At 58.6% G+C, this 23014-nt stretch carries 21 protein-coding genes, 1 tRNA gene and 1 pseudogene; 11 read left to right on the top strand and 12 right to left on the bottom strand.

Going from position 1 to position 23014, the window contains the following annotated elements:
• The first annotated feature begins 38 nt into the window (after positions 1-38).
• From WBG04_RS00220 to WBG04_RS00200, 5 genes are all read left to right on the top strand, one after another.
• Positions 39-329 (top strand): type II toxin-antitoxin system Phd/YefM family antitoxin, encoded by a 291-nt coding sequence (locus tag WBG04_RS00220; protein ID WP_424312314.1) that lies wholly within the window; start codon positions 39-41, stop codon positions 327-329.
• Positions 326-745 (top strand): type II toxin-antitoxin system VapC family toxin, encoded by a 420-nt coding sequence (locus WBG04_RS00215; RefSeq protein WP_424312313.1) that lies wholly within the window; start codon positions 326-328, stop codon positions 743-745. Before WBG04_RS00220 ends, WBG04_RS00215 begins: the two co-directional genes overlap by 4 nt.
• 37 nt (positions 746-782) lie before the next feature.
• Positions 783-1706, top strand: coding sequence for an RluA family pseudouridine synthase (locus tag WBG04_RS00210; protein ID WP_424312312.1), 924 nt, complete (start codon positions 783-785; stop codon positions 1704-1706).
• Positions 1703-2656 (top strand): D-2-hydroxyacid dehydrogenase, encoded by a 954-nt coding sequence (locus tag WBG04_RS00205; RefSeq protein WP_424312311.1) that lies wholly within the window; start codon positions 1703-1705, stop codon positions 2654-2656. The genes WBG04_RS00210 and WBG04_RS00205 overlap by 4 nt, the downstream gene beginning before the upstream one ends.
• Positions 2657-2779: 123 nt before the next feature.
• Positions 2780-3043, top strand: coding sequence for a hypothetical protein (locus WBG04_RS00200; RefSeq protein ID WP_424312310.1), 264 nt, complete (start codon positions 2780-2782; stop codon positions 3041-3043).
• Here the strand turns inward: WBG04_RS00200 and WBG04_RS00195 are convergent.
• A complete protein-coding gene (locus tag WBG04_RS00195) occupies positions 3004-4236 on the bottom strand; it encodes an FtsW/RodA/SpoVE family cell cycle protein (protein WP_424312309.1) in 1233 nt (410 codons plus the stop codon). The two genes, WBG04_RS00200 and WBG04_RS00195, sit on opposite strands and share 40 nt — an antisense overlap.
• 91 nt (positions 4237-4327) lie before the next feature.
• On the opposite strand from WBG04_RS00195, the gene WBG04_RS00190 reads away from it, so the two are divergent.
• Positions 4328-4825, top strand: coding sequence for a hypothetical protein (locus WBG04_RS00190; RefSeq protein WP_424312308.1), 498 nt, complete (start codon positions 4328-4330; stop codon positions 4823-4825).
• Positions 4826-4841: 16 nt separating this feature from the next.
• Here the strand turns inward: WBG04_RS00190 and guaA are convergent, their stop codons facing one another.
• From guaA to WBG04_RS00165, 5 genes are all read right to left on the bottom strand, one after another.
• Positions 4842-6365, bottom strand: coding sequence for a glutamine-hydrolyzing GMP synthase (guaA, locus tag WBG04_RS00185; RefSeq protein WP_424312307.1), 1524 nt, complete (start codon positions 6363-6365; stop codon positions 4842-4844).
• 16 nt (positions 6366-6381) lie between these two features.
• On the bottom strand, positions 6382-7836 hold the full coding sequence (gene guaB, locus WBG04_RS00180; RefSeq protein ID WP_424312306.1) for an IMP dehydrogenase: 1455 nt from the start codon (positions 7834-7836) through the stop codon (positions 6382-6384).
• Positions 7837-7965: 129 nt separating this feature from the next.
• Positions 7966-9387, bottom strand: coding sequence for a sialate O-acetylesterase (locus WBG04_RS00175; RefSeq protein WP_424312305.1), 1422 nt, complete (start codon positions 9385-9387; stop codon positions 7966-7968).
• A 302-nt stretch (positions 9388-9689) separates the two neighbouring features.
• Positions 9690-10307 (bottom strand): HAD family hydrolase, encoded by a 618-nt coding sequence (locus WBG04_RS00170; RefSeq protein ID WP_424312304.1) that lies wholly within the window; start codon positions 10305-10307, stop codon positions 9690-9692.
• A 77-nt stretch (positions 10308-10384) separates the two neighbouring features.
• The gene (locus WBG04_RS00165; RefSeq protein WP_424312303.1) at positions 10385-11752 is read right to left on the bottom strand and encodes a UTP--glucose-1-phosphate uridylyltransferase; all 1368 of its coding nucleotides are present in this window, start codon (positions 11750-11752) and stop codon (positions 10385-10387) included.
• Positions 11753-11934: 182 nt separating this feature from the next.
• On the opposite strand from WBG04_RS00165, the gene rpoN reads away from it, so the two are divergent.
• The 3 genes from rpoN to pyk all read left to right on the top strand — a co-directional run bounded on the left by rpoN (position 11935) and on the right by pyk (position 15942).
• Entirely contained in the window at positions 11935-13335 is a 1401-nt protein-coding gene (rpoN, locus tag WBG04_RS00160; protein ID WP_424312302.1) for an RNA polymerase factor sigma-54, read from the top strand.
• A gap of 108 nt (positions 13336-13443) precedes the next feature.
• Entirely contained in the window at positions 13444-14484 is a 1041-nt protein-coding gene (locus WBG04_RS00155) for a P-loop NTPase (RefSeq protein ID WP_424312301.1), read from the top strand.
• Positions 14485-14538: 54 nt separating this feature from the next.
• Positions 14539-15942 carry a pyruvate kinase gene (pyk, locus tag WBG04_RS00150; protein ID WP_424312300.1) on the top strand — a complete coding sequence of 468 codons (1404 nt, stop codon included), beginning with the start codon at positions 14539-14541 and terminating at the stop codon, positions 15940-15942.
• Between the two features lie 10 nt (positions 15943-15952).
• Here the strand turns inward: pyk and WBG04_RS00145 are convergent, their stop codons facing one another.
• Together WBG04_RS00145 and WBG04_RS00140 are read right to left on the bottom strand one after the other, a co-directional pair.
• On the bottom strand, positions 15953-17629 hold the full coding sequence (locus tag WBG04_RS00145; protein ID WP_424312299.1) for a hypothetical protein: 1677 nt from the start codon (positions 17627-17629) through the stop codon (positions 15953-15955).
• Positions 17630-17660: 31 nt separating this feature from the next.
• On the bottom strand, positions 17661-18503 hold the full coding sequence (locus tag WBG04_RS00140; protein WP_424312298.1) for a 4-(cytidine 5'-diphospho)-2-C-methyl-D-erythritol kinase: 843 nt from the start codon (positions 18501-18503) through the stop codon (positions 17661-17663).
• Between the two features lie 135 nt (positions 18504-18638).
• Here WBG04_RS00140 and WBG04_RS00135 point away from each other — a divergent pair, with 135 nt between their 5' ends.
• The gene (locus WBG04_RS00135; RefSeq protein ID WP_424312297.1) at positions 18639-20321 is read left to right on the top strand and encodes a carbohydrate porin; all 1683 of its coding nucleotides are present in this window, start codon (positions 18639-18641) and stop codon (positions 20319-20321) included.
• A 7-nt stretch (positions 20322-20328) separates the two neighbouring features.
• Here the strand turns inward: WBG04_RS00135 and WBG04_RS00130 are convergent, their stop codons facing one another.
• The 3 genes from WBG04_RS00130 to WBG04_RS00120 form a co-directional block, all read right to left on the bottom strand.
• Positions 20329-20952 carry a polyphenol oxidase family protein gene (locus WBG04_RS00130; protein WP_424312296.1) on the bottom strand — a complete coding sequence of 208 codons (624 nt, stop codon included), beginning with the start codon at positions 20950-20952 and terminating at the stop codon, positions 20329-20331.
• 94 nt (positions 20953-21046) lie between these two features.
• The gene (locus WBG04_RS00125; RefSeq protein ID WP_419531185.1) at positions 21047-21508 is read right to left on the bottom strand and encodes a MarR family winged helix-turn-helix transcriptional regulator; all 462 of its coding nucleotides are present in this window, start codon (positions 21506-21508) and stop codon (positions 21047-21049) included.
• A 147-nt stretch (positions 21509-21655) separates the two neighbouring features.
• Positions 21656-22102: a hypothetical protein gene (locus WBG04_RS00120; RefSeq protein ID WP_424312295.1), complete on the bottom strand. Its 447-nt coding sequence runs from the start codon at positions 22100-22102 to the stop codon at positions 21656-21658.
• Between the two features lie 125 nt (positions 22103-22227).
• On the opposite strand from WBG04_RS00120, the gene WBG04_RS00115 reads away from it, so the two are divergent.
• Positions 22228-22319, top strand: a tRNA-Ser gene (locus WBG04_RS00115).
• Positions 22320-22536: 217 nt separating this feature from the next.
• On the opposite strand, the pseudogene WBG04_RS00110 reads toward WBG04_RS00115, so the two are convergent.
• Positions 22537-22785 (bottom strand): annotated as a pseudogene (locus WBG04_RS00110) (tyrosine-type recombinase/integrase); the annotation flags it as partial.
• Between the last annotated feature and the right edge of the window lie 229 nt (positions 22786-23014).

The raw sequence follows: 23014 nt of genomic DNA, 5'->3' as shown, positions 1-23014 counted from the left end.
GGCTTGACGATAATCCCCCTTCTGACTAACTTAGTCACATGGAAACATCCAACATAGCCACAGCAAAGAGCCAATTCAGTCGGCTCATCGATTTGGTCAAGCAGGGGCAAACGGTTTTGATCACCGAGCGCAACAAGCCCGTTGCAATGCTTCAACCGCTGGTAGGATCGTCAAACGCGAGCTTGGACGCTCTCTTCGCGAGCGGACTGCTCGCACCTCCTGGAAAAGCATTGGATCTCGCCAAATTTCTAAGCGCACCACGCGCCTCACTGGCACCCGAAAGCTCACTCACGCGTGCAATCATAGAAGAACGGGAGGAAGGCCGATGATTTTTTGGGACAGCTCCGCCTTGGTCGCCTTACTGGTGGATGAGGCGGATTCAGAAACACGTCTTCAGCAACTCCAGACCGATCCCGAACTCGCCGTGTGGTGGGGCACTCCCGTCGAGTGCGAGTCCGCCATCCAACGCCGATTTCGCGAGGGTTCGCTCGCCGCACCTCAAGCTCGCCTGGCACGCGAGCGGCTGGCTGATCTCTCTAACAGTTGGCACGAGGTCTCGCCCGTCGTCGTCATACGTACGCTCTCCCGGCGTTTGCTACGCACCCATCCCCTGCGCGCTGCAGACGCCCTCCAACTCGCCGCTGCCCTCGCTCTCGGAGAAGCGGCTTCAAACGAGTTCAACTTCGCCTGCTCGGATGTCCGCCTCGCCACCGCAGCCGAGATCGAGGGTCTTCAAGTCATTTGACTTGCCAAATTGACACCACCGCGAACCTTCGCCCCAGATGGAAATGCTCGTGGAAAGTGATGCCGGCACCCGCCTCGATGCCTGGCTTGCATCACGGCTCTCCGACCTTTCCCGCTCACGCATCCAGGAGCTGATTCGCGAGCAGCACATTCGTAAAAACGACCAAGTGGCCAAACCTCGAGACTCGGTCTCCCTCGGCGATCGGATTCAAATCGAAATCCCCGAGCCGATCCCCGCCCAAGCCCAGGCGGAGGACATTCCGCTGAAGGTTCTCTACGAAGACGACGCCCTGATCGTGATCGACAAGGCGGAGGGCATGGTCGTCCACCCCGCAGCCGGGAATGCCGACGGCACCTTGGTCAACGCCCTCCTTCATCATTGCAAAGGTCAACTCTCCGGCATTGGCGGCGTCGAGCGGCCCGGCATCGTGCATCGCCTCGACAAGGACACTTCCGGCTGCCTGATCGTCGCCAAAACGGACGCCACTCATCGCTCACTGGTCGAACAATTTGCCGACCGAACAACCGACAAGAGATACCTCGCCGTCGTCCAAGGCTGTCCCATCGAATCACAAGGAACCGTCTTCACCAACATCGGTCGCCATCCCGTCAACCGGCTCAAGATGGCGGTCGTGAATCCCGGCACCGGCAAACCCGCCATCACCGACTACGAGGTTCTGGTTCATGACCCCACGACCAAAACCTCGCTGATCCTCTGCCATCTGAAAACCGGACGCACCCATCAGATCCGCGTCCACATGCTCCACCTCGGATGCCCCTTGATCGGCGACCCGATTTACGCCAAACCCGCCAGGCAATCCGCTGCCACCGGCCGCATGATGCTTCATGCCTGGCGACTTTCCATCACCCATCCGGAAACCGGCAATCGCCTGAGCTGCGAAGCTCCCATCCCTCCCGAATACACGCCCTGGCTGCAACGACTCGAAACCCCAATCTCATGAAACTCATCTTTCTCGATGCCTCAACCCTCGATCGTGGTGATATCGATTTCGGTCCTCTTGAAAAGGAGGGAAGCCTCACGCTCTACCCGACGACATCCCCCGATCAGACGAACGAGCGGGTCAAGGATGCCGAGGTGATCATCTCTAACAAAGCGCCCGTCACCGCCGCCGTGCTCGATGCAGCTCCCAGCCTCAAGCTCGTCGTTTCCGCCGCCACCGGCGTCAACCAGATCGATCTCGATGCCTGTCGCTCGCGCCACATTGCCGTCGCGAATGTCGCAGGATACTCCACCGAGAGTGTCGCCCAGCACACCTTCTCCCTGATCCTCGAACTGGCCACGCGCACGACGACCTACGCCTCGAAAGTCCAACAGGACTGGCCCATCTCCCCGATCTTCACCCGACTCGATCACCCGACTTTCGAGCTTTCTGGAAAAACCCTCGGTATCGTCGGACTCGGAACCATCGGACGCGCCGTCGCCCGCATCGCCGAGGCCTTCGGCATGAAGGTCATCGCCCTGGCGCGTGACGGGTCCCCTTCCGAAGGGACCATTCCCCGCATCACCGAAGCCGGCTTCCTCTCCCAGTCCGACATCATTTCTCTCCACTGTCCGCTCACTCCGGAAACGCAGCATTTCATCAACGCAGCGCGCCTTTCCGCCATGAAACCCGGCGCCTTCCTCATCAACACCAGCCGCGGCCCGCTCATCGAAGAAGCCTCGCTCATCGAGGCCCTCCGCAGCGGCCATCTCGCCGGCGCCGGACTCGATGTCCTCGCCGTCGAACCCCCACCCGCCGATCACCCGCTCCTCGCAGAAGACATCCCCAATCTCCTCATCACTCCCCACACCGCCTGGAGCACCCGCGAAGCCCGCACCCGCCTCCTCGAAGGCATCGCCGCCAACATCCGCTCCTTCAAATCCGGCGAAACGCTGAATCGCATCGTCTGACCAGCCCCCTCAAAAAATTCGCGTCCATTCGCGGTTTCCAACTCAAGCTTCCTTTCTCCCCTTCAAAAAATCTGCGTCCATCCGCGTTCATCTGCGGTTAGAAACTCAAATTCCCACCACCCCATGGACCTCGACGAAGACTCCGCCGCCGACTCCTTTTTCGCCGACCTCATCGCCGCCGTCGAACAACAGCTAACGAACCCTTCGACTCGCTACGTCAAGGAGACCTGCGATCGACTGATCAAAGAAGGCCTCGAAGAGGACGAGGCCAAGGAAATGATCGCGGAATGTTTGGCAGAGGAAACCGACGCCATGTTCCGCTCCAAGCGAGCGTTCGATGAAAAGTCCTACCGGTCCCGACTAGGCAGCATCAATCCGGAAGGTTGATGCTCCTTCTCCGTGACTTCTTCCTCCACCCGGATCGGCTTGCGGTGGACCCACACGCTCTGCACCAGGCCGAGCATGAACATGCACATCACCACGAAGGTTCCCGAGTAGCTGATCAGCGGCAGAGGAATCCCGGTGATCGGCATCAGCTTGATGCACATGCCGATGTTTTCGAAAATGTGGGCGAAGAACAAAGCCACCACCCCAGCCACGATCATCCGCCCCATCGGATCGCGGGCATAGGTCGCCACAAAAAGACATAGCACCAGCAGCAACGCGAACCCAGTGATCAGCAGCATGCTTCCCCGGAATCCCTGCTCTTCAGCGATGACCGGGAAGATGAAGTCATTGTGCGCGGTGTTGAACGGGATCAGCTTTCGATCATGGATCGATCCGCTCTCGGCATCGGCCATCCAACCCATGCCGCGCCAACCTGCATGCCCCACGGCAATCGAAATGTGATAGGGAGCCCACGCGTCCCCGCTGATATCGACCTCGCGATTCTGAAGCATGTCGAGAAACAGATCGATCCGCGCCGCACCCCGCTCCGAGGCCATGGGTAGCACCACAAAATACATCAAAGGCAGGGCGGTCATGCCAATCAGACCCATGAAACTCAAATAACGGAACGGCACCCCGCTCACGATCAAAGCGACGGCCGCCACCGGAATCCAAACCAAGGCCGATCCCATGTCGCCCATCTTCACCACCAAAAGGAAGGGCACTCCCGTAATCACCGCCACAATCCCCACCTTGACCAAGGGCTCCTTCAACAACCACCCGACCTTGGGAATTTTCCCTCCAAGCCGGGGTAGATCCTGCAGCAGCCACGCGAGCATCAGCACCCCCGAAGCGATTGCCAACTGTGCCGGTTGGAAGCTCAGTCCGCCCGGGAGATCAATTTGGTGCACCTCCGCGTCCGAATTCATGATTTTCGCACAAAGCGCCAAACCCACCACATACATCGGCAACCCGAGCCAGCGGAACCAGCGATAATCGAGGAGCGAAGTCACGAGGTAGACCGCCGAACCAATCATGATCCACATCTTCTGCCGATTGGCGAAAGCTTCGCCACCCTCCGTCAAATGCCGGGCAGCACTCTCAATCGAAAACACGCCGAAAACCAGCAGCCCGTACATCGTAAGCACCAGCGCCCAGTTCAATCCCAGCAGTTTTCTCAGCAGCGGAGTCATCCCGTTGCGGGGACCATAGCTCCCACCCGACCGCTGACAAGCCGTCTGAATGCGTCTTGCCCCTCATCCATTGCTCGCCAAGCATGTCTCCATGAAAAAGATCCTCACCGCCGTCGCCGTCGTCGCCCTGCTCGGGCTCTTTTTCAGCTGGTGGTTTCACCCGACCAATGTCCTCAAAAGACGCGCCGCAAGCTTCTTCGAAACCGCCGAGGTTCCCGTCACCATGAGCGAACTCGCCCGCAGCAGCCGCGGACCGAACATCGCCGAATACCTCGCTGACCATGTCGAGGTCATCGCCCCGAAAAACCTCGAGGAAGACCTCAGGTCCGGCTACTCACGCGACGATGCCGCGGCCTTCTACTCGGGCGTCGCCCGCTACTGCCGGCAAGTTTCCTTCCTCAAACCCGAAGCCATCAGCGTCGTCCATCTGGGAGAATCAAACGCCAAGGTCGCCCTCAGGATCGACACCATCGTCGAACTCCCCGATCGCCGACCCATCGATGGCATCCTGAAAATCGAAACCACTTGGGAGAAAGTCGACGGTCGCTGGCTGATGGACGGGATTTCCTGGGAAGAAACCCCGCGCTAGTCCTTCAACCATCTGCTCACTCCCACTCGATGCTCGCCGGTGGCTTGGTCGAAACGTCGTAGAGCACCCGGTTGATGCCAGAGACCTCGTTGAGAATCCGGTGGCTCGTCTCGCGCAGGATCGAATAGGGAAGCTCCACCCAATCGGCCGTCATCGCGTCCTCGCTGATCACCGCGCGCAAGGCAATCGCCCACTCGTAGCTGCGCTCGTCACCCTTCACGCCCACAGTCTTCACCGGCACCAAAGCCGCGTAGGCCTGCCAGGTCTTGTCATACCATCCCTGCTCCTTGAGCTGGTTGATGAAAATCGCATCGCACTCGCGAATGATGTCCAAGCGATCCTGGGTGATGATTCCCGGACAACGCACAGCCAGCCCCGGTCCCGGAAACGGATGACGGTTCAGAATGTCTGCTGGAATACCCAGCGATGTTCCAAGCGCCCTCACCTCGTCCTTGAAGAGTTCGGCAAGCGGTTCAAGCACCTTGCCCTGCGCCTGCAGCTCAAGAATCCGCGCCACCCGGTTGTGATGGGTCTTGATCACCGAAGCCTTCGACTTGGCATTCGAAGCACTCTCGATCACATCCGGATACAGAGTTCCCTGAGCCAGCATCTCGGCATCTCCAACCGCATCCCAGAACACGTCGATGAAGAGATTTCCGATGATCGCCCGCTTCTTCTCCGGTTCGTCGACGCCCTCCAGGGCATCGAGAAAACGTTTGGCACAATCGACGGTCTCGATCGGCACTCCCATCCGGTGGAAATTGCTGCGAACCTCGTCCCCCTCATCTTTTCGCATCAGGCCGTGATCCACGAAGATCGCACGAATGTTCACACCTGCCTCGTGAAGAAGTACGGCGAGCACCGTACTATCCACCCCGCCGGACACGCCGCAAACCACCTGACGGTCACCCACGGTTGCACGGATCCCCTCGACGATCTCCCGTTTGAAATCCTCAATCCGGAATGCTTCCAACTTCTCGGCCTGCAGCAGGAAGTTGTGCAGAATCCGGGTGCCCTCGTGACTGTGGGTCACCTCCGGGTGAAACTGAATGCCGTAGAAACGATCACCGAACTTCAGGGAAACCGGTGTCCCATGCTGGTTCGAAGCGAGCACCTCCGCGCAGTCAGGCAATTCACTGACCGTGTCCGAATGGCTCATCCACACCTGCGATTCGTGATTGATGCCTTCGTAGAGTCCCTCGCACTTGTTCGGCTTCAGCTTGGCCGGGCCGTATTCCCGACGGTCGCTCGGATGCACCTTCCCGCCGAACTTGATGTTCATCAGCTGCATGCCATAGCAAACCCCGAGCACTGGAACACCAAAGGCTTCAAGCTGATCGAAATCGAGATCCGGCGCATCGGGATCAGCCGTGCTCCTCGGACCACCCGAGAGAATGATCGCCCCCGGTTTGCCGATATTCGGAAAGTCCTCAAGCGCGTAAAGCTTGGCGAAGTAGCCCAGCTCGCGAACGCGGCGGACGATGAGTTGCGTGTACTGCGAACCGAAGTCGAGAACAGCGACGTGTTGAATTTCTTCCATGTCTAAAAGTCTGAGATCAGCTGATCGGCTGATAATTGGTGGGCTCCTCGGTGATGACGATGTCGTGAACGTGGCTTTCGCGAAGACCACCCGGGGTGATGCGGGTGAAACTGGCGCGTTCCCGGAGATTGCTCAGCGTCGAGGCTCCCACGTAGCCCATGCCGGAACGAAGTCCGCCCATCAGCTGGAAAATCACATCAGCCAGAGGACCCTTGTAAGGCACCCGTCCTTCCACTCCTTCAGCCACCAACTTGCCCGAGGAATTCTGGCTGTAGCGGTCGCCCGCACCCTTCTTCATCGCGCCAATCGATCCCATGCCGCGGTAGGTTTTGAAGCGACGACCCTGCGAATAGACCGTCTGGCCCGGACTCTCGCGCGTGCCGGCAAGGATCGAACCGAGCATCACCAGATCAGCTCCGGCGGCGATCGCCTTCACCACGTCACCTGAATATCGGATCCCGCCATCAGCGATCACCTTGACCCCGTGTTTGTGGCAATACGGCGCGACATTCTGGATCGCGGTGAATTGCGGCATCCCCACCCCGGCGATCACTCGCGTGGTGCAGATCGAGCCCGGACCGACGCCGACTTTCACCGCGCTCGCCCCAGCATCAACGAGATCCTTGGCACCCTGCTCGGTCACCACATTGCCCGCCACCACCGGACGATCCGATAGACTCCGGAGCTGGCCGATCACTTCCATCACCCGGGTGGTGTGACCCGTCGCTGCATCAATAAAGAGCGCATCCGCACCGGCATCGATCATCGCCTGACCGCGCTCGATGCAATCGGGACCCACGCCGACCGCCGCGCCACAACGTAGCCGCCCGGTCGGATCCTTGGCCGCATCCGTGAATGCTTCCCGCTTCTCCAAGTCGGCCCCGGTGATCAGCCCGGCGAGCTTGCCCTGAGCATCCACCAGCGGAAGTTTCTCAATCCTGTTTTGATAAAGAATCCGACGGGCTTCATCGAGCTCGGTCGTTGGCGGTGCCGTCACCAGTCGATCGCGCGGCGTCATCACATCGGCCACCTTCGAATCGGTGCGATCCAGATAGCGAATATCGCGCCCGGTGATCATGCCCTCGAGCCGGCCTTCTCCATCGATCACGGGAAATCCGGAAAACCCGTGCTCCGCCATGATCTCCACCACCTCGGCCACGGTCTGTTCCTTGCGAACCGTCAGCGGCTTCTTGATCACCGCGTTTTCCGAGCGCTTGACCCGCGAAACCATCGCCGACTGCTGCTCGATGGTGCAGGCGCGGTGGATCACGCCCATCCCCCCTTCACGCGCCAGAGCGATGGCAAGTTCCGCCTCGGAGACGGTATCCATCGCTGCAGAAACCACGGGAATCCTGAGCGGTATGCTCGAAGTCAGCTCGGTGGAAAGGTCCGTGTCGGCCGGAATGAGCCCGCTCAAACGGGGCACGAGAAGGACGTCGTCAAAAGAAAGTCCAAGGGTGATGTCCGCCATGGCGGAGTCAACGGAGGCCGCCGCCCCGAATCAAGCCCGAATCGGGACGAAGCGAAATTTCCCTCGGGAGGTCACCGAACTCGCCCATCGGATCCGTCGTTCAGCCAAGCCCGTCTCTCTCAGGCTCGTTCATTCGCCCTTCAGGAGCTCAAGCATGCCTTGCCCCATTGCTTCACCAACCTTCATGTAGGTGCCCGCATTCTGATGGTAGTGAAACCCTTGTTCCTTGGGGGATTCTTTCGAGTCGGGCCAGAAATCCCGGGTATCGACGGTCTTCACGTTTCCCTTGAACTCAGGATACTTCCCCGTATCTCCATCCACCGCGAGTTGGGCGTTGGCGACCGTGAGGGTATTGCCTTCCATTGCCCTGCCTTCGAAGCCGACGGTCGCGATAACGAACGGTGCATCGGGGGCCGCAAACTCTTTTCGGAGGGCCTTGATCAGGTTCACGAGATTCTGCTCGTAGCGCTGAGCGGTAAGCTCGCTGCCAGTGTCCTTGTGGCCCTGCCACCAGCCGAATCCGGCGATTTCGTAACTGCGGCCCTTCCAATGAGGGAAAGACTCATCGAAGTTGGCCAGGACCTTCTTGACCTCGCCGAAGCAATCGTCGTACTGCTTGCCGGCATACCAATTGATGGGTTCAGGACTGGTGCCCTTGTCCCAGGAGAAAGGTGAGTCTTTGTAACCAGCGTAGATCTTGCCGTCCTTCTCAAAGCGTTCGCTGCCCGGCGGAAGGAAGTCCCACGCAAGCGAGCGGTTGCCTTGCGAGGCCTTCAGAATGAGCACCGGTTCTTCGTGATGGTTGCCAAGCAGGTGGCCGAAACCGAGTTCGGGGCCGATGTTATTGCCGCCCGCGCCGCAGCCGATGCTGAGCCATTGATTCGCCGTCGCGGTGACCACGCCCTTGTAGAAGACGTCGTCGCGCGTGATCCAGTTGCCGTTATCGTCGATCAAATACGGAAACCGGCCGTTCTGCCGGACCTCGGTGGAGAGCGTCCCGGGGATGTCGAGTCGGGCCATCCAGCCAAGGCCGTTGGCGTTGGCGGTGAGATAGGTGATCTTGAAAGGGACCTTCTGGCCCTTGGTGAGCGGCATGGGCGTGTAGGTCGGATCTCGGCCGACTTCCTTGCGATAGACCTCGGTGCCGTCCACCTGCATGATGTTGTGAGCACTGTCGCCGTAGCCCGGCCGGAACTCGAAGGTGCCTGTCTGCTTCGGCACAAGGAAACCACGGACAACCTGCGTTCCCCCACCCGGGTAAGGCGTCGGCTTCGTGCCGCCAAACTCGTCAAGCTTCAGAGTGCTGACCCGCTGCAGCTTGTCGTAATCGCTCTCCGGATCGTAGTCACCCGCGTAAAGCGAGAGCACCGGATCGACAAACTCCGAACCCCAGCGGCTGCCACCACCAGTGACCTGGCCGATGCCGACCATGTTCGACTGGCCGGCGAGAATGTAGACCTTCACCGGCTTCTCCGCGAAGGCGGGGAAAAGACCGAGCAGGGAGGCAAGCAGCGCCACTGGGACACGGCACAGGAGTGGATATCGAGGCATGATGGATGGGTTGGTAACGGTTTCGGCGGAACGCGGCGACGGTCCACCGTCTGGGAATGGAAGCTCAAACTTCTACGGGACATTTCCTGACTTTCCATCTCTGATTGTCGGCAAATCAACTATTTCGTCGATAAATGGGGCCCTGAAAATGCCGCCATGCACTACCACCTCGGGGAAGTTTTCGTGCCATTCCCACCTGACACCTGCCTTGCAAGGATAGCCCCTCAAATAGGGATCATCCATCGCGACGCCAAAGGACTTGAGAGCGTCGGGACCTGAATTTTCGCTGCCAGGAAGTTCCCTCAGGAGTTCGCCAAATTCAACGGGGATGGCACTGTGACCACCGTCATTCCCGCGAGCTGGGCGGCCAAGATCCCGGCCGGAGCATCCTCCAGCACCAGGCATTTTTCGGGTGCCACACCGAGCAGTTTGGCAGCGTGCAGAAAGATGTCGGGAGCCGGCTTGCCGTTCGCAACATCTTCAGCGGTGACCACTTCATCAAAGAGATCCGAGACCCCGACAGCCTGCAGCGTTTTCTCAATCACCATTCGGGTGCCACCGGTCGCAATCGCCAAAGGCAACTTGCCGCGAAGCGCACGAGCATGCGCCACCACCTCGTCGATCAATTCAATCCGATCCAGATGCTGCATGAAGGCTTCGCGCTTCTTCATCGCCACGGCGTCAGGGTCGAGCTTCAATCCATAATCAGAATTGAGATCGACCACGATGTCCTTCGTCGGCCTGCCGCCCATCGCGTAGAAAACATCCTCTTGAAAAACACTTGCCGCGCCATAGTAGGTCAGCGCCTCACACCATGCTTCAAAATGAGCAGGCATCGAGTTCACCAGAGTTCCATCACAATCGAAAATGACGGCTTCAATACCGTCCAAGGGGAGATCAAAAGGTCCGACTGTTGCCATTTCGGGGCGGAAGTAACAGGCACGCTCAGGAAAACAAGAGCCCATCTTCGGTTTTTTTTCACCCTTCCGGAAGTCCCTCACGGATAGACGCCTGCGGAAACGATTTCCTTCGCTTTGCCTCCGAAACTTGCCTGCCCATTGATTACAACGCCGTCCTCGAACACAACCTCTCCAACAACCTCAAGCTTGTCACACTTCGCGAGTGAGGGCAGTCCAAGTTCTTCCAGCGAATCGACAAACTTGTAACGATCGTCGAGCTTGACCACGGGAGGTTGACCGTCCCGCTCGGGGATCAAGGAAACTCTTCCATCATCCCCGACCTGATAGGCATCGGAACGAAGCGCAAAGAGATCGCCCGTCGTCTTAACCGGAGCGAAACGCGAACGTGGTACTTCGATCGCCCGGGCACCTTCAAAACACTCGATGGCTGCTCCCATTGCGGTCTCCAACTGCGTGACGGGCGTCGACCGCTTATCGCGCGGATCGACCGTCTTGCGATTCCGAATCATCGGCAAGGGCAACACCCCTCCTCCTTCTTCAAGCTTCTCCTTGAGCACATCCAATCGCAGCCAGATCGAGTTCGTATTAAAGTAGCGATGGCGGTCGATGTCCTGGAAAACCTCGAGGTCTTCATCGGGGCACTGGGCGACTTCGCGCAGCAGCAACTGACCATCCGACTTCCTCGAAGCAAGATGCCCGCCCTTCCGGTCCGCCGGAGTCCGTCGGGTGACCTCCATCAGAAATGGCGCCTCCGATTCGGCAAACCACGACAGCAGTTCCGGAGACAGCACCGCTCCCAGGTTATCTGAATTCGAAACAAAGGCGTATTTGATGCCTTCGTCCAGCAAGCGGTCGAGCCAACCGCTGCCGACCAAGGCGGGATAGAGATCGCCATGACCCGGAGGACACCATTCCTGCTCGGGATGGGCAGGACACACTGCCGGCTCCAAGGTCTCGGCATCGATCTTCGGCACCTGATTCTGCATCAATTCGACTTCCGAAGCCTCGCGCAGTCCCTCCGGAGCATGCTCCACCAGATGACCCAAGGTGTCGGCGCTCGAACTGAAGCTGTTCATCAGCAGCAGCCTCACCGGCGCCCCCGTGGATTCCCGCAGCGAGCTGATCTGACGCACGATCAAATCGAGAAACGTGACTCCCGGCCGCACCTCCAGCAGGCTTTTGACCTTCTCGAGCCCCATGCTGGTGCCCAAGCCGCCGTTCAATTTGATCACCACCGTCTGCGCCAGCAGCTCCGGATCGAAGTCGGCACCCTTTTCCTCGTAAACCGGCAAATCCGCCGCAGCCTCGATCTCCGCCTCCGGGATCAGGCCGCTCTCATTGCGACACAGCGCCTCGTAATTGTGACGAAATGCCCGGATGGCGGCATCCATCACTCCAGCGGCTGACATCTTCTCTTCAAAGGGCGTAAAATTTCCTCGGCTCATGAAATGCTTTCAATTGGTTGGAGAAAGCTCTAACCACAGGCATCGCGAGGTCACGCGGATTCGTTCACGAATTAAAATTGCTGATTCGCAAGAAGAAATACTTACGTTTGGCATAATTTTTGCTTCGTATTTCCTCGCCTTTTTCTCAGGACGGGTCACGTTTGCGCTGAAACCGCGACGTCATGGCCGATGCCTCCCTCCATCAATCGCTGTCCCAGCAGCAATCCCTCGCACCTCAGATGCGTCGGAGCCTGGAGATATTGCAGGCGAATTCGATGGAACTCACCCAGATGGTGAGGGCAGCGCTGGAGACCAATCCGGTGCTCGAAGACATCACCGAGGTGATTTCTCTCGACGCCGACAGCCCGACTCCGGACGAGGCCGACTCGCTCGATTCGCTCAACGATACCGACGATGATTGGCGCGAGCTCCAGATTCTCGAGCGTCGCTCACAGACCTGGAGTGCTGACGATGAGGAGCGCCGCGAGCATCTCTACAGTTCGATCGTCGCGCCCGAGACGCTTCAGCAGCATCTTGGCAACCAACTCGAACTCTCCCTGATCGACCCCTCGGTGCGAGTCGCTGCAAACGCTCTGCTCGGCAACCTCGACAGCCGGGGATTTTTCGACCTCGCTCCCCGCGATCTCGCGACCCGACTTGGAATCCCGAAGAACGACATGGAAGCCGCGTTTCAATTGATCCGCTCCTTTGACCCGCCGGGAATCGGCGCCATCGACATCACCGACTCGCTGCTTCTCCAACTTGAGCACTCCGGGGAAAAGGAAAGCCTCGAGTATCGGATCGTGCGCGACCACCTCTCCGACCTCGCCCGCAAACGCTATCCGCAGATCGCCAAAACACTCGGCACCACCGTCGACCGCATCTCGGAAGCGGCGGCCCGCATTGGTCGCCTGACTCCCAATCCGGGCGGCGAGTACGACCCGACTGGCAATCCCTACATCCAGCCCGATGTCGTCATCGAAAAGAGCGACGAAGGTTGGATCGCGCGCCTGACGAACGAATACCTCCCCAAGCTCAAGATCAGTGATTTCTACAAAGACATGCTGGGAACGACGAGCCACGACAAGAAGGCCCGCCATTTCCTCAGGGAGAACATTCGCGAAGGCCGCACCTTGATTCGCTCCCTGTCCCTGCGCCAGGAAACCATCTTCGCCATCGCCCAGAAGCTGATCGAGCATCAACCTGCCTTCTTCGACAAGGGACCTCGCTTTCTGCGCCCCCTGACGATGAATGACATCGCCGACGAGCTGCACCTCCACGCCACCACCATCTCCCGTGCCGTCGCCGGCAAATACATCCTGACGCCCCACGGACTGATGGAAATGCGCGCCTTCTTCGCCGCAGGTTACGAAACCGCCGACGGCACCAAGGTCTCGAACGCCGGCGTGCGCGAGGCGATGCAGGACCTCATCAGCAAAGAAAATCCCGGCAAACCCCTCTCGGACGACGCCATTGCCAAAGCCCTCAAGACCCAGGGTATTCCGGTGGCAAGGCGCACGGTGGCCAAGTATCGCGAACAACTCGACATCCTGCCTTCCCACCTCCGGCGAAGCTTTTCATGACGGCATGAGAAATCCGGGCCCAGGGGAGCATTCCAAATGCAAAACGCTTGATTCGCTTTTTGCCACCCTTGCCATATCCCCCGCCCCGGCAATCATCCCCGCGCCAGCATGACACCCGAACTCATCAAGCAAGCCCTCCGCAACGTCCGCTACCCCGGCTTCTCCCGCGACATCATCTCCTTCGGCCTCGTCAAGGAAGTGCGCTGCGAAGCGGGCTCCACCCAGGTCGATATCGAAGTCCAGACCAAGGACCCTGCCATCCCTGAGCAGATCTTCAAGGAATGCCACGCGGCTCTCGATGAATTGCCAGATGTTGGCGAAGTCAAAATCAATATCGATATCAAGGACGCCCCCACGGGAGCCGCCGAAGCGAACACCGGCAAGTCCTCGATCCCCGGCGTCAAGCGTGTCGTCGCCGTTGCTTCCGGGAAAGGAGGAGTCGGCAAATCCACCGTCGCATCAAATCTCGCCATCGCACTCGCCGCCACCGGTGCCAGGGTCGGCCTCTGTGACTGCGACCTCTACGGCCCCTCCATCGCCATGATGTTCGGCAGCCACGAGCGTCCCTCCGCCAATGAGCGCGATGAGATCATTCCGATCAACGCCCACGGCCTCAAACTCATGTCAATGGGCTTTCTGTTAGAAGATCGCTCGCCCGTCATCGTTCGCGGTCCGATGGCCACCCGCTACACCCAGCAGTTCCTGAGGCAGGTCGAGTGGGGCGAGCTCGACTACCTGATTCTCGACCTTCCTCCCGGCACCGGCGACATCCAGCTCACCATCGTCCAGACCGTGGCGGTCGACGGCGTTGTCATCGTCACCACCCCTCAGGAAGTCGCGCTCATCGATGCGCGCAAGGCGGTCTCAATGTTCGCCAAAGTCAACGTCCCAATTATCGGACTCATCGAGAACATGGCCTGGTTCGAATGCGATCACGGCACCCGCTACCCGCTCTTTGGTGATGCCGGAGGCGTGCGCGAAGCCGAGCGCTTGAATATCCCCGTACTCGCCCAGATCCCGATCGAAGTCCCGATTCGCGAAGGGGGTGACCAAGGCAAGCCGATCGCCTTGAACTCCATTGGCACAAGTAACGCTTCTTTAGCATTTCATCAGGCCGCCAAGTCGGTGATTGAAGCAATTCCCGCTTAAAAGGAACGGCGCGAGCTTTCCACTTTGTCGATCAGATCACAACCTGCACCCACCATGCCCCGCAAAACAAAGCTCGTCGTCACCCTTGGTCCCGCAACCGAGTCTGAAGAAGCCATCGGCAGGCTCCTTGATGGAGGAGCCAATGTCTTCCGCCTCAACATGAGTCATGCGCCGCATGATGTCGCCCGACTTGCCGCCCAACGCGTTCGGAAACTAGCGGCCAACCGCTCGCTTCACGCCGCCGTCCTCTTCGACCTCACCGGCCCGTCCATCCGAACCGGAGATGTCGAAAAGCCTCACGAACTGAAGATCGGCGACCTCGTCGAATTCCGCAAAAGCACCAGCGAGCCTGGCATCGAGATCTCCACCACGGTCAATTACGACGGCTTGATGGACGACGTTTCCGAAGGCAGCACCCTGGTCGTGGACAACGGCACCCTGCTGATGGAAATCCGCTCCCGACAGGACGACCGCATCGTCTGCGAGGTGAAGAACAATGGCATCCTCGGCTCACGCCGCCACATCAACCTTCCCGGCACCCGACTCAATCTCCCCGCTCTAACAGACAAGGACCGCAAGGACCTTGCCCTCGCCGTCGAATGCGATGCCGATTACATTGCCGGATCCTTCGTCCGCGATGGCGCCCACGTCCGCGAACTGCGCGATGCCATCGAAGGACTCGAAGGCAACGCCCAGATCGTCGCAAAGATCGAGGACCAGGAGGCCGTCAAGAACATCGATGCCATCATCCAAGGGGCCGACGCCATCATGATCGCGCGTGGCGACCTCGGTATCGAAGTCGAATACTGGGAGCTCCCGATCCTTCAACGCCGCTTGATCAAACGTTGCCACGAACTCGGCAAACGCGTGATTGTTGCCACCCAACTGCTGGAGTCGATGATTCAAAATCCCACTCCGACCCGCGCGGAGGTGACCGACGTTTCCAATGCCGCCTACGAAGAAGCCGACGCCCTGATGCTTTCCGGAGAGACCAGTATCGGAGCCCATCCGCATCGCTGCCTCGAGGCCTTGGTCAAGATCAGCGAACGCATCGAACGCTCTGGTGGCCTTGGCTATGGTGACAGCGTGATGCTCCGCGACGAACGCCAGAAGACCGCCAAAGCGGCCGTCACCCTGGTCGATTCCCTGCCGGACGGACGCTTGATTGTTCTCACCCGCCGCGGTGTCATGGCCAATCACACCGCCATGCTTCGCCCCCGCACCTCCCGCTTCTATGCCTTTGCCCCGACAGAGCGCGTCTGCCGGCAGCTTGCTCTAAGTCGCAGCATCCAGGCATTCCACGTGCCCTTCGCCGCCACGATTGACGAGACGATCCAAAGAGCCATCGAACGTTTGCGAGAGCGCGACCTTGTCCGACCGGGCACGCCACTGGTGATCGTTTCCGACATTCTCTCGGATCACTTTACCGCGAACTCGATCCTGCTTCACCACGCCTGACGCTCACGACTCATGTAGAAGCAGCCGCCACCGCATCGCCAGCCTGATGCACCGTGATCTGCGTGAACGGAATCCCCCATTCCTGCTCATTGCAAACATTGACACAAACCCGTTGGATGGAGCGCTCAATGACATTGACGCGGGAAGCCACATCTCCAGCGAAGTCGGCCAGGATCCGGTAGTCCAGCGATGAGGCGCCCGCGCTGGAAAACTCGACTTTCACGGATCGCACATTCTCATGCCCGAACCTGGAAACCAGTTCCTTTTCCAGCGCCCGCAGGAATATGTCGGGCACCGTGGTGGTCGCAATGGACTGGTGATCGTAGTCGATTCCAAACGTCGCACTCACCCGGAAGCCATACGATAAGTTCTCAGGACACTGCTCAAGAAAATCGATCGTCGGATAGGTCTTCCGGCTCCCACCAAGACGCAGCACCACGACCTGCTCGGGTGTCTGCTCGACGACCTTCCCGTAAGTCTCGTCGCTCAGTTTGATCCAATCATCTCGCTTGGTGGGAAACCACGGCTCCTTCGGATCCGACTCCCTCGAGTGGAGAGGCATGACATCACGAACAGGAAGCCTCAAGTGCCCTCCCATCAGATTCGGATTGGTGAAATCGCAGAAGAAGTTCAACCGATCGACCCGCCATGGAATGCCATTGTAGATGAGCCGCTCCCCTTGGCGCACGGATCCAATATTCAGGATCATCTTGATCTGTTCAATGTAAGGCGGGATCGCCTGCTTGGAGGCCCAGAGAACTCCAACGATGAATACCGCTGAAAGCGTGAGCAGCAGCCAGTCGCCCCTGAAATAAAAGACCGCCACCGCCGCCAGAATCGCAAACACCACCGACAGGATGGCCGCAAGAAGGTCCGCCGACCGGGTCGCCAGTGAGTTTCTCTTCCTTCGATGAACGGGACTCACTCGTTTGAACTGCCGGTAAAGCGCTCTGGTAAGAAAAAAAACTCCCACGGAGGCGACAAGCGCGATGATCAGATTCATCCCCTTGCTGCGCCAGAAATCCGCCATCGCCCCGGAAACCGCCTCCCAAGTCGTCGGGCTGTTCGCCTCGCGCTCCTCGATCTGCTGACTGAAAACCTGGAACTGGCTCTCTGCCTCAGAGCTTCGACTGGCCCAGAGCTTCCTCGCTGATTCCAACTCCTCCTTGATCACCTCCGAATCTGCTAGAGCAATTAACTCGTCAATACGACCGAGAGCCGCCGCACTCAAATCCCGGCGATCCTTCCAAAGCGCGAGCTCCTTTCTAAGCTCATCCATCTCGCGGGGACCGGCGGTCAATTCCCGCACGCCATTACTGATCGGAGCAATGATATCCTCGAGATTCTCCTGCCAGGAAACCGACTCCTCCGCCTTGGAAAGATAGCGATCATTCTCAACCCCCGTCGCAAGGGTTCTGAAATTTTCCCGCAACTGGACGACCCGTTCGCGCTGGGTATCCACCAGTTTGTTGATCTCCGCGCGGTCCTCAGGAGTATCCATCGCCTCGGCCTGCTTGCGCAAATCCTCCAGATACGCCTGCGCGTCCTCCAGGGCGGGAACCAGCGCACGCAAGCGCTCGATCTCCTTGTCTTCACTAATCGGCGGGGGCGCGTCTGGAACATCTTGTGCCGACACCACGAACCCGGCGACCCAGAAAAAGACGGTGAAAAACAGAGAAAATCTCATCCAATCCATCCTAGTCCAATCCCCGAATCAATCAACCCCCCACCTCACCCGCCCAGGCCCACAGCTTTGGATCCAGCTCTCGATGAGCGGATTCAATGATCCAACTTGCATCCTCCACACCTCGAAGTACGGCAAACATCGTGGAACCTGAACCACTCATCAGAGCTCCCCTTACCCCCCTCTGCTCCAAAAGCCATTTCTTCATCTCCGCAAGGAACAGGTGCTTTTGAAAGACGGGTCGCTCCAAATCGTTTACCAACTCACCCCACTCGAAACACTGAGGTTCATAAGGGATTCCTGGCAGCTCCTCTGAATCCTTCCAATGCTTGTAGGCCTCTGGCGTCGAAACTCCGAAGCTCGGCTTGAGCAGCAGGATCGACATTCGCGGCAAAGCAGGAGCCTCTTCCACCCGCTCACCCCGACCACCGACGCGCGCGACAGGAGCCCCAAGAAAGAACGGAATATCCGAACCAATCTCGGCGGCTATCCGGCACAATCGCTCGTGGCTCAGGCTCGTTCCATGAATCCGATCCAAGGCCCGTAGCGTCGCGGCGGCATCGCTGCTACCACCACCGAGGCCTGCCCCGTGAGGCACGTTTTTTTCCAGATGAATGGCCAGCGGTGTCGTCATCCGGGTCTCCCGGCGGAACACCGTCAACGCCCTGATCACCAGATTGCTTTGATCTGCCGGAACCCCGGCCGCATTGCAGGTAAAGACATCTTCCGCCGCCCCCTGAAATCGCAAACGGTCATGCAAGCCCGGTAGACTCACCATCAATGAATCGATGCTGTGAAAGCCATCTTCCCGACGCCCAAGCACACGCAGTGACAAATTCAGTTTGGCCGGAGCCGTGACTTCGATTGAGGCACTCATGAAAAATCCTGCGCCATCCTCTGCAGTCTTCACCTCTTGAGCAATCCTTCATCTCCCACGAGAGGCCAGATGAGCCTGAAAAGCCCATCGACTTGCGACTTGACCATCCAGAGTCGTAGCAGTGTTCTCTCTATCGTGATCATCCGTCCCAAAACCCTGTTCACGTGCCTGATCTTTTTCTCGATCCCCGGCCTCGGACTCGCCGAGAATGATCAATTGGCCGCCGAATTACGCAAGGAACTCGACGCCATCCGCAACGACTACGAAAACCGGATTGATCAACTCGAGGCCCGCATCAAGGAACTGGAAAACAAAACAAGCCAACCAGCGCCTGCGCCTCCGCCCGCGCCGACCCCTGCCGAAACCGAAATCCAGGAGGACCTGGAGGTGATGGCCCCACCTTCACAGGCCACCGAAGATCAATACTCAATCCCCGATAATCAGCGTCGTGAGTTGTTAGACGACGTCCGGGAGTCGTTCCGGAGCAACACCGAGTCCCGAGACTTCCGCCGTCGACCCGATGTTGAAGAGGCCCTCAATGCACGGATCGAAGAAATTCTCGAAGGCTTCATCGACATCAGCGGCTACTTCCGGGCCGGCTACGGCCGAAGCAATGACGGTGGTCCCCAGGTCGCCTTCGGGCTGCCCGGCGTCTCGAAATACCGGCTTGGCAATGAAGCCGAAAACTATGGCGAACTCGCCTTTTCAAAGACCTTCTTCAACCCCGACTCCTTCTCCCTCGTCAATCCCTCCGGCGGCATCAGCGGACCCGTTGCCCAGACCAACGTCCGCATGTCCTTTTACAACCCCTACGACAATTACGGCTCGGCCAACGACACCCAGATCGCTTTTCCCGAAGCCTGGGCATCCGTGGGGAACATCCTCCCCGGGCGTCCCGACGCCAAATTCTGGGCAGGCAGCCGCTTTTACCGCCGCCATGACATTTACATCAACGACTTCTATTTCTGGGACATGAGCGGAGGCGGCGCCGGCATCGAGGACGTCGAATTCGGTCCAGGGAAGCTGGCTTTCGCCTGGATCGGCGATGGGGCGGACAGCGCCATCTACGACCAGTACACCACGCCGGACCCCGCCAATGCCGCCGGCTTCAGCAAAGCGAATTTCGACCTCCGCTACTACGACTGGTCACTGCTTGGTGGCACCGGCGAAGTCGGACTGACCTACTCCATTGCCAACTCCGGATTGGACTTCCTTGGCAGAAGAGCTGAGGACTCGGAAGGTTTCGCTCTCAGCATCGTCAGGACAAAAGAGGGCTTCCTCGACCCGGACAGCATTCACAAGACCTCCCTGCAAATCGGCACCGGTCCGGCCAAAACCTTCACCTCGGGCTTTGATACCTTCACCGATGCCACTGGAACCTTTGTCAGGCCCGACCCGAACGAATCGTGGAGGTTCCGCGCGACCGACCATTGGATCGTCAAGCCCTGGGCATGCGTCTCGCTCGGAACGGCGTTCGTTTATCAATACACTGATTTCGGATCGAACCTCCCCGAGCAACACTGGCTCTCAGGCGGGGTCCGACCGATCTGGTATTTCAATGAATGGGCGTCCCTCGCCTTCGAAGGCGGCATCGACTGGATCTCCACCTCGCCCAATGGAAACTCGGGATCACTCGGAAAAATTACCATCGCTCCGCAAATCGCACTCGGTGACCAGTTCTTCTCCCGTCCCGTCCTGCGTGCTTTCGTCACCTACGCCTTGTGGAACGACGGCATGCAGGGGGAAGTCGGCGGACCAAACTACCAGAACGAGACCTCCGGCTTCAGCTGGGGCGTGCAGATGGAGTCCTGGTGGTAGTCGCAGATCAGTTTTTCTCCCGCATGATCAGGGCGAGCAGTCGTCCGGTCCGCCCCTTCTCCATACGATAGCTGTAGTAGCGCTCCAAATCGGCGGCGGTATCAATGCCGCAATCGTGAAAACTTCCCACACCCGCCTCGTCCGCCTGCGAAACAATCTCCGCCGCAAAGTCGATATCGTAGTGAGGCGGACGAATGCACGGTCCCAGCACACCGATCACGTCCTTGGGCTGCGTGCCGTAGAGTTCCGCCATCCGTTGGAGCCCGACCTTGAGAATTCCCAGCTTGGTTCCCACTTTCCCCGAGTGGAGGAGACCAATCGCTCCCGTCCTCTGATCGGCGAGATAGATCGGACCGCAGTCGGCCACGTAGATCCCCAAAACCTGGCCTGCGCTCGCAGTGACCAGGCCATCCACACCTGACACTTCCATCGGCCCTCCCTCCTTCACCTCAGCCACCGCAGAGCCGTGGACCTGCTCGGCTCGCCACCAGTCCTCTTCACCAAACACCTCGCGAACGCGGGCGCGATGATGGGGCTTCAGACGTTGCAGGACTTCATCCCGCTCACCATCCACATCGACATCGGCCACCCGATCGACGAAATCCACTCGCAAGCCGGGAATCCGGCTCACTGGGTCTAAAAAGGAGAGCGCCCCCGTCACGGCACTAACGTAACGGGGGCGCAATCGAATCAGCAATTGGGGGTTATGTCAGCGGATTCGATGCTCACGCGATGGCGCGGCTCTTTAGGGCCCGCTTCGTGTGCTCAACGGCTTCCGCCTGGTCCTCATCCATTTCGGAAAGGATTCCAGCGAGGTCCGACGCAATCTCAGAGCGCATCTTCGATACAAGCTCGATACCCTTTTGAGTAATGCGAACCATAATCTTACGACGGTCTTCGGCGGCGTGAACCCTTTCGACGTAACCCAACTTTTCCAAACGATCGACGAGGCCAGTAGCCGCGGCGGTCGAGTGACCCATCTTCTTCGCGATATCCGACATGGTCAGATATTCTTCGCTGGAAAGATAGGCCAGAAGGAAGAACTGAGGGAACGACACGTTGCCTTTGTTGAGTTCCGTCGAGAGGTTTAGAATGCAACTGCGTTGCGTAAACAGGACGAAGTCAGCGAGGCGGTCTGCATCTGCATGCAGGTTAGGTCCTTTCGAACCGGGGGTGGTCAATTTCATGGCTGGTTGTAGTGTTCATGTTTCGGGACATGTAAGGGAGCACAGCCATTGCGGAGACCAAGCTAGCAAGGTGACCGGACATTACACAAGACCTAAATTGCAAAAAGAACGTCCTATTGTGCATAACAAATTTTAAAACACTGAAAATCAATCGGTTCCATCAGCGATTTTCTCGAAATTATCTCCATGCGGAGCCCCATTCTCTTCGATTTTACTGAAATCTTCTGCTTCCGAAGGATCAACATCCGTCCTGAGCGGCCTTGCGTAAACCAGATCGCCGACCTCCACCTGCCCCGATTTCCAATCCGCTGCGGCGAATCTCCCCATCCTTTCTCCGCTGGCGATCAAGCTGCCTGAGCGCTGGTTCCCGCCTCCAAAACTCGAAAGCAACAGCCCCTCACCCAGCTTCCATTCGCCATAGCCCTCAATGAGGACGAAACGCTGGGGTGCATTGATCGAGGCGATCCGCCCGACCAACTTCGGCGCAGTTGCTGCCTCGGGAGCCGTCTCGTTCTTCTCTTCCTTTTCCCCGAACAGGCCGCAAGAGACCACCGTCAGCAGCCATCCAACGACGAAGATTCGATACCAGTTCATGTGGAATCAAGCGACACGCCCGGGGCTCTCCGTGCAAGTCTCGCCTTTCCTCGATTTTTTTATATCGCAGTCATTGACGAGCTTCGGCCCTTGTGGTTCAACCTGCGCCCGACGCAAGTCTCCATGGATCGGTGGCTGAGTGGTCGAAAGCACACCTTTGCTAAAGGTGCGTACCCTTTATCAGGTACCGAGGGTTCGAATCCCTCCCGGTCCGCCATTCCCAGACTTGGACAAAGTTGGTCAGGTTTGCTCAACCCCCTACCAATCAGGGACTCAGCTTGGGTTCCTTCCCCCTCCTTCAACTCGTCACCTTGGACACCTTTGCCCACATTTGGACGGGTTTTCCCAGTTTTGGCGGATGATTTGGCGGATGATTTGATGCGCGGCAACTTTGCCTGCCCTTCCTCCATCCCCAGCAAATGAGAATCGGTATAGAGCTGAAGGGTCAGCCTCACATCCTTGTGTCGTAGTAGCTGCTGAGCCACGGCAGGGCTTACCCCCGCAGAACTCACGAAAGTTGCCAAAGTTCGCCGAAGACTGTGGAACACCAGACCCCGACCCAAGGCATCCTTCTCATCGATTCCGGCCTCATCCAGATCCTTCCGGAATCGGCCCATTTGCGTGATTCCCTTTAGGAACACCTTTTCTTCGCCATCGGGACACTCGGATTGGAGGAGCACCATCTCCGAACGACGGCCTTCAAAAATCTGGTGGCGACTAACCTCATTCGAAGATCCCAGATGGATCTGATGGCGGATCCGAAGGAACTCATTTAGTCGAGTTCTGAGTTCCCTCCCCGTGTCTGGCCAATCCGGTATCCTTCTCAACCTGACCTTGGCGAATGCGCTGAGTCTTTCAAGGCAGATCGTTCACCCGTTTAGACTCCGGAGTCGTTAAAGCTCCGGGTCACCC

It is taken from the genome of Haloferula sp., from assembly GCF_049672945.1.
Taxonomy (GTDB): Bacteria; Verrucomicrobiota; Verrucomicrobiia; order Verrucomicrobiales; family Akkermansiaceae; genus Haloferula.
This window is presented reverse-complemented; position numbering and strand designations above follow the sequence as displayed.